Annotated in this window: 8 protein-coding genes and 1 pseudogene; 3 read left to right on the top strand and 6 right to left on the bottom strand. The window is 46.6% G+C overall.

Annotated features, from left to right (window positions below; translation table 11 throughout):
* The 4 genes from H6S82_RS06710 to H6S82_RS06695 form a co-directional block, all read right to left on the bottom strand.
* Positions 1 to 2,062 (bottom strand): thioredoxin domain-containing protein (locus H6S82_RS06710; RefSeq protein WP_191056105.1); only part of this gene is annotated, 2,062 nt, incomplete at its 3' end.
* A 123-nt stretch (positions 2,063 to 2,185) separates the two neighbouring features.
* Entirely contained in the window at positions 2,186 to 2,452 is a 267-nt protein-coding gene (locus tag H6S82_RS06705) for a hypothetical protein (protein ID WP_190469466.1), read from the bottom strand.
* 213 nt (positions 2,453 to 2,665) lie between these two features.
* On the bottom strand, positions 2,666 to 3,712 hold the full coding sequence (cbiB, locus tag H6S82_RS06700) for an adenosylcobinamide-phosphate synthase CbiB (protein WP_190469463.1): 1,047 nt from the start codon (positions 3,710 to 3,712) through the stop codon (positions 2,666 to 2,668).
* Between the two features lie 91 nt (positions 3,713 to 3,803).
* Positions 3,804 to 4,247: an RrF2 family transcriptional regulator gene (locus H6S82_RS06695; protein ID WP_190469460.1), complete on the bottom strand. Its 444-nt coding sequence runs from the start codon at positions 4,245 to 4,247 to the stop codon at positions 3,804 to 3,806.
* 541 nt (positions 4,248 to 4,788) lie between these two features.
* Between H6S82_RS06695 and H6S82_RS06690 the strand changes: the two genes are divergently transcribed.
* Positions 4,789 to 5,190: an AbrB family transcriptional regulator gene (locus H6S82_RS06690; RefSeq protein ID WP_190469457.1), complete on the top strand. Its 402-nt coding sequence runs from the start codon at positions 4,789 to 4,791 to the stop codon at positions 5,188 to 5,190.
* Between the two features lie 133 nt (positions 5,191 to 5,323).
* Here H6S82_RS06690 and H6S82_RS06685 read toward each other — a convergent pair whose 3' ends face one another.
* Positions 5,324 to 7,255 carry a chloride channel protein gene (locus H6S82_RS06685; protein WP_190469454.1) on the bottom strand — a complete coding sequence of 644 codons (1,932 nt, stop codon included), beginning with the start codon at positions 7,253 to 7,255 and terminating at the stop codon, positions 5,324 to 5,326.
* Between the two features lie 750 nt (positions 7,256 to 8,005).
* Here H6S82_RS06685 and H6S82_RS06680 point away from each other — a divergent pair.
* On the top strand, positions 8,006 to 8,389 hold the full coding sequence (locus H6S82_RS06680) for a hypothetical protein (RefSeq protein ID WP_190469450.1): 384 nt from the start codon (positions 8,006 to 8,008) through the stop codon (positions 8,387 to 8,389).
* Between the two features lie 95 nt (positions 8,390 to 8,484).
* Here the strand turns inward: H6S82_RS06680 and H6S82_RS06675 are convergent, their stop codons facing one another.
* On the bottom strand, positions 8,485 to 10,125 hold the full coding sequence (locus H6S82_RS06675) for a glycosyltransferase family 39 protein (protein ID WP_190469447.1): 1,641 nt from the start codon (positions 10,123 to 10,125) through the stop codon (positions 8,485 to 8,487).
* 167 nt (positions 10,126 to 10,292) lie between these two features.
* On the opposite strand from H6S82_RS06675, the pseudogene H6S82_RS06670 reads away from it, so the two are divergent.
* Positions 10,293 to 10,722 (top strand): annotated as a pseudogene (locus tag H6S82_RS06670) (hypothetical protein); the annotation flags it as partial.

Here is a 10,722-nt window from a genome sequence, read left to right as displayed (position 1 = left end):
GGGCAGGTTGCGAGCAGCTGAGTCCTGGGCAAACTTGGCCTACACTTCCATCTGGGAGATTATCCGCAAGCGCATAAACAGCTGTAGGCACATACTCAGCAATTAGAGATTGGAGATGCTCGCTGTTAGTACGAATCAGAGTGTGGTTAAGATACCAGTCTAAAGCAGTAAATAGACTGGGGCAGGCTTGGGGTTGGTTCATTACACTGCAAAAAGCTTGTAAAGCTTGCTCGGCACGATCGAGATATTGCAGATCTTCAGTCAGCAAGGCGAGCTGCACTAAGTTAGCGATCGCAATCCCATTTGCAGAAGGAGTAGCATTATCGTTATAGTTGCGCTCCCGCACCACCAGATCGCCGCTAGCATCCCTGGCTGTGTTATAATAACCGCCTAATTCCAGACTCCACAGAAATTCATCGAACTCTTCCTGCACCTTAACTGCTTTTTCGAGCCAAAAATTCGCTTTTGGTAATTCGTAACCGGAAGTTTCTTCGCTATCTTCAATTCTGAGGGTTGCTTGCTGCAAATCGAGGAGCGCTTTGATAAAAAGAGCGTAATCTTCAGACTGAGCCAGAACTGCCGGCTTTCCGTCATAATTGAGACGATGAAAGCGTTCCTGCACCCACTGGCTATCCAAAATAAAATTGGCGCATCGAACCGCAAGCAAAAAATATTCTATCTGACCGAATACAACATAAGCTCGTGCCAGCCCTGAAATCATCAGACTATTCCAAGCCACAATCATTTTTGGATCGGTAACCGGCGGAATCCTACCATCCCAATTACCGCTCTTAGCTTCCTGATTGTTAATAGCGGGCGGGAAAGTTTCCATAGTTTCAGGCGTTGCGCCATAACGCATTTGAAACAGTTTGGCTAACGCCGTTTCGATTGTGTCGCTCAGCTTACCCGGATGACGGCGTTGCAAAACATTGTTGCCTTCAAAATTGCCCTCAGCAGTAACTGTAAACTGCTCTTCCATCTCAGCTAACTCTTCAGAAGTGAGCAGCTGTTGCAGTTCGCTATAATTCCAGACGTAAAAGTTTCCTTCCTCTGGCTCTTTAGCAGTGCGATCGGGGAAACTATCGGCATCCTGTGCAGCGTAAAAGTAACCTTCAGGAGCAGTCATTTCCCGCTGCAACCACTCTACCGTACCGGCGATCGCGCTCTCAAATGCCGGTTCCCTTACTCCGCTACTCCACAAACAAGCCAGATATTCCACAATCTGACCGTTATCGTAGAGCATTTTTTCAAAGTGAGGCACTGTCCAAGATGGATCGACGGTATAGCGATGAAAACCTCCGGCTACGTGGTCGTAAATGCCTCCCAACGCCAGATCTAAGCCGCGCTTGGTACAAACTTGCCTAAAATCATTTTCGGATTCCTGATTTGCCACTGCCAGCTGAGAACCAAATCGTACCCCGCGCAATACCAGTTGGGCGTAAGGCATCATCGGGAAACTAGGGCCATAACCTACTCCCTTCAGTACGCTGGCGTTAGTATTTAAACCTTGTTGCAATAAAGATGAATCTAATTTTTCGCTACCGTCGGGTTGCAAGGCTGCTGCTTGCTGGAGATAACCGCGAATCTCAGCCGTGACCGATTCTACCTTCGCTTTTTCCGTATCGTAGTAGCGGCGTATGGCTTGGAGTACTTGTAGAAATCCGGGGCGTCCGTAGCGAGGTTGTACGGGAAAGTATGTACCGCCGTAAAAAGGCACTAAGTCTTTGGGATCTAGGAAGACATTGAGGGGCCACCCGCCTTGCCCGACCATCATCTGCAATCCTTGCATATAGATACTGTCCAGGTCTGGCCGCTCTTCCCGATCGACCTTAATCGGGATAAAATTGGCATTCATATATTCGGCAATGTCCGGATCGGAAAATGCCTCGCCTTCCATGACCGTACACCAATGACAGCTCGAATAACCGATCGAAAGGAAAATCGGCTTGTTTTCGCGGCGGGCAACTTCTATAGCTTCGTCACACCAAGGCCACCAGTCGAGGGGGTTTTCGGCGTGTTTACGCAGGTACAAACTTGGGGATTGAGCAAGGCGATTCGTCATGGCTACCGACTAGCTGCTATAACTCGGTATCGTTTCGCACGATAAGCGGGGCTTTAACAATAAATATGCAAGAGTGCCAAATAAGTTATTAAAGCTCTCATATCGATTACCTTCTATAGCAGTCTAGCGTGCCGGAGACATCGATCGCATCAAATCATTTCTCACCTGAACAACGTTTTCTGTGATTGAAACAGGCGATGGACGAGAACGGCGATAGGGGTTTGATTCGATCGCCAGCGATATGCTGTGCTTGCTTGCCGATCGGTTGGTGAGCTGACTAACGCCAGTAGCTGGAGCAAGAATGTGATGATGGCTGCTTGCAAAAGTCTTTTGGGCATGACACACTCCTCTTCCTCGCGTAAATCCTAAATAAAGTTTGACTGCTGTCATCCCACTTCGTTCCACCAAGTCACCCAACTGGGTGGTTTCAAAAATCTTATCTTATCGCTCTTGACGAATTTCTTTTTCCCAAGACTTACTTAGGCACGATGATTCCATAAACCGGGTTTTTACGTAGATTTCTAGCTCCAAAGCGAGGATTTGTCTTAGAAACCCATATTCTTTGCTTGATTTCGATTTCGTTTGGCTTGACAAAAAAACAATTCAATGAATAGTTCTTAAGCTTAAGGCAGCTAATGCGATACACAACCAAATCAGAAAGCAACAGCGTGTCAGCTGCATTGCTTGTCTGATTCGATCGGGAGTAATAGGGTTAATTGGATCTCCCAATAGGGGTTTGTGTTTGGCAACGCCGCGATACCAATTTGTACCTCCTACTTGCACACCCAGGATGGCAGCGTAAACACACTCACTCCAACCGGAATTAGGACTGGGGTCTGATGGCGCATCTCGAAGACACATTTGCCAAACATACCTGGGTCTACCGGATATAACTGCCAAGGTAATTACCAAAAATCTGCAAGGAAGCCAGGTAAGAACATCTTCCTGTTTGGCGCTAAACCATCCTATATATGTATAAGGTGCTTCTCGATAGCCGATGGTTGAATCGAGAGTACTTGCCGCTTTATAGGCAAGCGCTAAGGGTACGCTACCTACGATCGGCAAAAATGCACCGAGTATGGCATAAAATAATGGAGCCATTATCCCATCTGTGGCATTTTCTGTCACCGTTTCCAAAACCGATCGCAGGATTTCTGGCTCTGCTAGCTTATCAGTATCCCTACCTACATATTGGCTCAAACTAGAACGGGCTCCAGTTAAATCTCCAGATGTTAAGGGTTGCAAAACTTTTTCAGCAGCATCTCTCAAACTCTTGCCTGCAAAACAGCTGGCTAGGATAACCGTGGTAACAGCAATGCCCAATAAAGGATGCAGCCACTTGGCAGCTTGAACGATTAACCAACCCAATAACGCGCTACCCATTACCAAGATGATTCCCAGTACTATGCCAGCACATCGGGGTGCTATGGTATCTATCGGCAAATTAGCGATATTTTTTGTAAAATGAATGCAGCGTAGGGTAATAGGGTTGTTTAAAATTTCTATTAGATATTTAAATAAGCGATCGATTACCCAACCCATCAGCTGCACGGGATGAGGCCAACCCCAAGGATCGCCAATCAGGTAATCTAACCAGGCTGCTAATACCAAGACGAGCGCCGGCTCCAGTTGCCAAAAATCAAACTGCATACCTTCTCAAATGTTCGTTTTCAGCCCTCATCTGTCAGTAGACTTCGATCCTTCTGCGTTCATCCTTCATTCTTCCACTAATTGCTGACTATTAAACAACAAAACTCGTTTCTTCCCCCAAGGATGCTTGCCAGCTGCGGGCATCGAAATAAAGGTCTTCCAAGGAAATACTATAGAGAGCTTCTTTGAGCTTTTGGTGCAACTGTCGCCAAACGGTAAAAGTCACCCAGTCCTCAGCAAGCTTTGCATCGGGGGCGCGATGAGGGAGCGGTTCAATAGTTTCGCCAACTGCTTCTAAAATCTGTCCAAGAGAAATTTGTGCGGGTTGGCGTGCCAATTTGTAACCACCTTGGGCACCGCGAAGTGATTCGACTAAACCAGCACGACGCATCTCTATAAGCAGTTTTTCTAAGTATGGAGCTGGGATATCTTGACGGCGGGATATCGCTCTCACAGAAGTGGGACCGTATCCTGGCTGTAAACTCAAATCTAGCAGTGCCTTAACACTGTAATGTCCGCGAGTGGTTAGTTTCATCCTCTTGACAACTCATACGGCACATATCTATTTATAGAGTCTTTTAATTTCCATCTGGAAGCAACTGCCAGAAGCTAGATGTGGCTATTAAATCGTAAAGGCGCGTACTATGCAGTAAGTTTTGTTCTATAGCAGCATTCGTAGCAGTCGATCGATCGAGAATAAAGATCCTATCTACAGTGGCCCACTAACATATCGGATAACGACGCGCCTACTCTTAAGAGAGGGAGTCTGTCAGTTGGTTAAGGTAGGTTGTCGCTTATAACGGTTTAAATGCCGCCGATAAAGGTATGGGGGCATCAAAGCAAATAGAACAATTATTGCCACTACTGCTGACCGTTGAGGCAAGTGATGGGTGAAGAAGCTTCTTGTTGATAAACGCCCCTACAACTGCCGAACAATGCAAGATAACAAGTTGAGTGAGGGTGTTGTAACATAATTTTGCGAGCTGATACAAAGTTAAAGCTTCATAAGCATAGCAAAGTTTACCTAAAGTAAGATACTATAAAATACTTGAAGGATTAATTTTCGGGTCAAGTTAATGAGTAAAACCAAAAAGATCGAAACCCTAACTGGGGAAGCTCTCCTCAGAAGAGTCAAAGAGCTGGAAAATCTGAGCAAAGAAGAAAAGGCCAAAGAGTGCGGCTACTACACCGTCACAAAAAACGGTGTAGAGCGCGTCAATATGATGAAGTTCTTGAACGCTCTCATTGATGCCGAGGGCATTCAGTTAGACAGCAAACAAGGTGGCAACGGACGCGGCGGACGTAGTGCTAGCTATCGGATTAGTGTGCAATCTAACGGTAACTTACTGATTGGCTCAGCTTACACCAAACAGATGGGACTACAGCCAGGAGATGAGTTTGAAATTTCTCTGGGACGCAAGCATATTCGGCTGCGTCAACTAAATGCAGATGAAATTCCAGAGGACGAAGAATCCTGAGCTTTAATACCAAGCGGAAAGCTGCTTAGTTGCATACGCCGACCGATCGCCGCGCACGGTCAGGCGAAGCTAGGGGAATGCTTTCTTTCTGCTGTCAAGCAAAGATAAATTCCCGCAAAGCTACTTGAAGTTTTCAAGCAGGTTGCTTGAGTTTGTTTAGAGGCAACTCATCCGTTTTAGATGACGTTGATAGGTAGCGAGTGAGTGCCTGACCTGTAACTGCTACATCACAAGCTAAGTTAATCCCCTCCCGTTCTAGTAAGCCTAAAACTCGCTGGGGATTGTCTCGCTCAACTACAGGTAGCTGATGCAAACCACGAGCTGCCATGCGGTCTAAAGCCTCAGCAACAGACTCAGAAGTGTATGCGTAGAGGATTTCTTTGGTGCAGATAGATTCCAGGGTCTGAGTGGCTAAATTGCAAGCAAGAGGATCTGCTTGCGATCGTGCGATCGCCCGATTGATATCCTTAAGAGTAACAAGGCCAATCAGTTGCTCGTTTGCATCAACAACCAAAGCCGTATGGCACCTCTCATCAGTAAGAGCAAGGCCAGCTTCTAGGACACCGCAGGAACCCAATAGCATCAAGCGTGGTATTTGCATAGCTGCCTTCACAGGCATTTGCTTCAAAATTTCCAGATACTGGTCTTTCTCTACATTCAAGCCCATTTGTTGCAGGTTCAAACCCTGAGTGGCAGTTGGCTTAAGTCTTTCCACCAACCAAACGCTAAGACCCACTGCTGCCATCAAAGGTAAGACAATACGGTAATCCCGTGTCAGCTCGAATAACAAAAGAATAGATGTCAGCGGAGCTCGCACGCTTCCAGCCAAAACCGCAGCCATTCCAACCATTGCATAAGCCGGTGGTGCGGCGATATTGGCGCTCATTCCCGGTAGCAAAGCTGCCAGAATTTTTCCGTAAGCTGCTCCCGAAGACGCACCCAAAAACATCGCTGGGGCAAAAATGCCGCCCACCAATCCGCTACCCAAACTTACCGCCGTCATCAATAGCTTGACGACCAGTAACAGTAACAGCAGTTGTAGCGAAAACTCCACATCTTGGAGCATAGCCTCAACAGTTTCGTAGCCGATGCCCAGAATTTGAGGTAACTGCAAAGCTACCAAACCTACGCAGAGACCGCCTAGTATGGGATGAATAAATCTAGGAATTCGACCCAACCAGCTAAAAAAAGGTACTTGTCCGCGAAAGCAGCGCTGAGCTAGCTGAATTGCTTGGGTGTAAGTTATTGATACCAGACTTGCCAATAAACCCAATCCCATGTATAGGGGTAATTCCAGGGGGCTGCGAACTTCGTAAACAGGCAAGCTAAAAGCAGGTTGAGCCCCTAATCCAATCTGAGCGATTAAAGCGGATACAACAGCTGCTAGCAGTACGACGCTAACTGCTGAGGTAGCAAAAGTAGTTCCCAGCACTACCTCTAGGGCAAAGAACACTCCGGCGATGGGGGCATTAAACCCGGCTGCCAAGCCGGCGGCAGCTCCAGCCCCCAAGAGTAAACGATGCCGTTCTTGAGAAACTTGTAGCACTTGGCCGAGCAGCATCCCAAAATTTGCGCCAATTTCTACGCTCGGCCCCTCCGGTCCCAGAGAAGCACCCGATCCTAACGAAATCGAAGCTGCTACCATCTTCGTCACCGGTCTGAGCTGTCTGGCGACGGCGTGGCGAGATTCTTGGGTAGTCGCAATTAAGGTAGAAATGCTTGGGCCTAAGTCTTGCCAGCGCCAGCGCATTAAGCCAACGAGCAAGCCACCGATAGTGGGAACGCAGGCGAGAGTCCACGCACCCCAAGCCGATATCTTTCCCATCAAGTCCTGTAGCATCAGGGTATGGATCAGTTCGATCAAATAGTGAAACGTCACTACACCCATACCTGTACCGCTACCAATCAGCACTGCCAGAATCAGTACGACAGTTTCTGGGGATGGCTGGAGACGGTTAAAAAGGCGAGTTAGACGGGATGATTGGTTAGAAGTAAGACAAGATTGTCCTGTATTAAGCAATGGCTGTTCGTTCAGACGCACAGCAGTAGGAGGGATGGCGGTCATTATAAAGTTGACTATATAGAGAAACAGAGAAGTACTCTCATTTGACGATACGTTTGAAGTTCGGACTTAGTGTCTTACAGGTAGATGCCATGTTAGGTACACCAGTTGCGGTGTCCGAGATGGAACTCGGTGATGGTCTTACTTTCCCTCTCCGGTCGTTTCGACCTCGATCGACGCTAAGTCGAACCCCGGCAGCAAAGCCCCTTTGGCAGGTAGAAAACGTTTCTTTGACGCTTGGTTATAGCGTTTTGTGGCTGTGGTAAGAGCGAGTAATCTGTTTGCACAGGATATCGCACTGCTGTTTTGTGAGTGCCAATTATCGGCGGTTTGGTTAAATTTTGTGACTGGCTCCTCATTTAGATTGTATCGATAAGGAAGACTACAGGTGTGCAGTTTTGGCAGTCAACAAGGGTAGACTAAGGATGATGCCAAAATAATCCAATCCATGTTGGCTAGTCTGAAAAGTTGCCTCTGAGTGTCAGGGGTAAAGCCAGGAAAGCAACGGGTGTGGAAAATGTCATCGTTTAGTAGTCCTATGAAATCGGCGAATATGTAAATCTGTGGCTAACGTCCTGTCGTCACTTCAAATAAACGAGAAGTACCCAGGCAGATGGGAGTCGCTAACAGTCACGCTATGGCGTCAGCTCATCACAAGTAAAACCTCTAATCTTGGCGCAGCCGCGTCAAGGCAGTGTTACCTTAATCAGCACTGAAAAATATATACATCCCGTGGAAAACTAGGAAATTCTGATGAATGCTCACACATTTGATGGTCATTCTGTTTCTTGCCCGATTTGCCATCGTTCTAAGGGAATGAGGCTGGGTAACACGGGCAGTGGACTATATATGTGTCCGTATTGCCAGGAACGCTTTGTAGTTAGTGAAAGCGGTCATTATGTCCGCGACCCCCAACCGAGTAAAAAACTGCGGACTGATGGGCAGATGTTACGTCGTCAAAGTCGCCCTTTGGCTCGTATGCGTCGGGATTTTCGCATTGTCAAACCTATTTCCCTGATTGCGATCGTCGGTAGCGCTATTTTCCTGGGTTACAGTTTGGCAACCCTGGATGAAAAGCCCACTCAACAAAATCCTTTGCAGGGATTTATGGATTGGGTGACAAAATTGGTGGAGTGACCAAATTGGTGATGGCGAAATGGGCATGGGGCGTTGCCATAAGAGATTCTTGGTGAAAAAGAGTTTTCGATCTTTTGGCCCACTACCCCACTCACCTACGGTACTCTCTTGGCATCGACTTCTCTCGTAATTAGAGTCCAACCTGCGGCTGCGCCTAGCGATCGCATCGGTTGTAAACTTAAATTTTTTAGAGAGGATGGATCGAGCAATAAGTAGGGGGCAGGTTGTGACTGCCAATATTTCTTCAGGTCTAAGTTTATAGCAGAAGCGGGGATCACTTGGCGATCGCTATAAAAATTCAACGAAGGACGAAAGTTGGGGTGGGATGTATATATCTTTTCTCCTATTGGGATATCGCTTTTGAGGATGATCTCGGCAACTGGCTTAACTGGATAATATTCGGCTAATTCCCAAACCCAATGTTCCGAAGTCATTAGCAGCACTAAGGAAACATAAGTACCCCAAAACAAAATGGGGATAAATTGAAGGTCGCGACGCGCAACCAAGACAGCTGCTAGGGTCATGGTTAGCGCAACTGAAGTCAATATCACCTGTATATCTTGTTCTGGTTTTGGAGAGAATCCACCAAAGTAAATACTTCCACCCCAACCTATCAAAGCTAGCAGCGCTAAACTAAGGCTCCAAGCGCGGGGATAGGATTTTGTCGTGGGCCAATACCAAACTTCTGCCAAATAGGCTCCCAGTGCTAATGCTAAAGCTGGATAAATCGGCAATACGTACCAAGGCAGTTTTGTACTCATTACCGAGATTACCAATAAGTAAACGCCACTCCAAATCAGGACTAACTTTGCCCAACCGAGATTGCGATTTTCCCAAGCTAAGCGCAAACTTTGGGGCAAAAAAAGCAGCCAAGGCCAGTTGTATTTCAAGATTTCCAGAAGATAATACCAAGGTGGCCCTGCATGATTTTCTATCGGTGCCCAAATACGCTGTAAGGATTGGCCGACAATACCTTCACTGATGAATGTCTGACGGTAGTGCAGAATCTGAGCTATGTACCATAAAGCGACTGGAAAACTGCCAATTAGGATACCAATCCAGAAATAAAAAGATGTTAAGAGTCGAGGTGTATCCCAGGCCAGAAATAGGAGGGCGATCGCACCTAATAATAAACCCAAAATACCTTTAGTCAGACAAATCAATCCGAAGCCAATACCAATGCCGAGACAGTAGCGTAAGTTACGGCGACTGCGTAATAAACACCACACCATAAATAGAAAAAAGCACAGTACTGTCCCATCCAGCATGGCCAATCGCCCATGACGTAAAATCGGCAATAAGGTTAGGTAAATCAAAGCCGAAAAAATGGCGGGTAGGCGTTGGGGAAAAATTTCTCGCCCGATACCGTAGAGCAGAGGAACGGAGAGAGCTGTTAAAATTGCTCCCGGAAAGCGGGTCGTCCATTCGTTAACGCCTCCAACCGAATACGCCCAAGCAATGAGGATATGTACGAGTGGGGGTTTGTTGATATATGGTGTATCGGCCAGCGTTGGGTAAAGCCAGCGCAAAGAGCCGCTTGGTGCCCGCCAAATGTCGCGGGCCACTTGAGCTACAATTCCCTCATCCCAATCTCGCAAGGGTAGGTTGCCCAGATTAATAGCATAAATTGTAATTGCTGCTATTAGCAATCCTAATACCCACAAGCGGTCAAACCAGATTCCCTGGCGACCCAAACGGTTTCCCAACTCACCTGACGTAAACAATTTTCGGTACATAGCAATCTAGATCGCACGACAAACAGATCGGACTTATACAGGATCGATCAATAGTTTGCAATAAAACTGGGTCTTCCGTACTTTATCTGGTAATTTAGCGTAAAATTTATGCAAAACCTTGCTGTGCTGGGCTTTTGTTATTATGCAACTAGGAAAGAACGAAAATTATGAACTATTTACAAAAAGCAAACTCAGTTTTAGGAATTGCTATATTACTGTGGGAAATTCCTATAGCGCCATCAGCGGAAGAAATAGTTCAAACTAGGGCAGAAGACTTTTATAACCGAGGTGTAAGCAAGACTCATAGAGAAGATTATCGAGGGGCGATCGCAGATTTACAAAGAGCTGCTACTTTATTTACCCAACAAAGAAATCCCGCAAATGCTTACAAAAGTAAAGCGCTTGCCATCTATTTGGAATGGGGACAAAAAAGACTTCAGTCTCCTGCAAGTTCTGAGCCGCTGCCAAGTTGGTACAAATCAGGGAGTTGTATCGGTGGAGATATTTGCCAATACGGCATTACTTCGATAGATCCAGAAGCAGAAAAAACTCCTTTTGGCGGTATATTAATCTTAGAAAAAAAACTGCGTATGCAAC

The sequence above is a fragment of the Planktothrix sp. FACHB-1355 genome (assembly GCF_014748295.1).
Classification (GTDB): domain Bacteria; phylum Cyanobacteriota; class Cyanobacteriia; order Cyanobacteriales; family Aerosakkonemataceae; genus Aerosakkonema; species Aerosakkonema funiforme_A.
The sequence above is the reverse complement of the archived record's forward strand: the minus strand, read 5'-3'. Positions and strand labels throughout refer to the sequence as shown.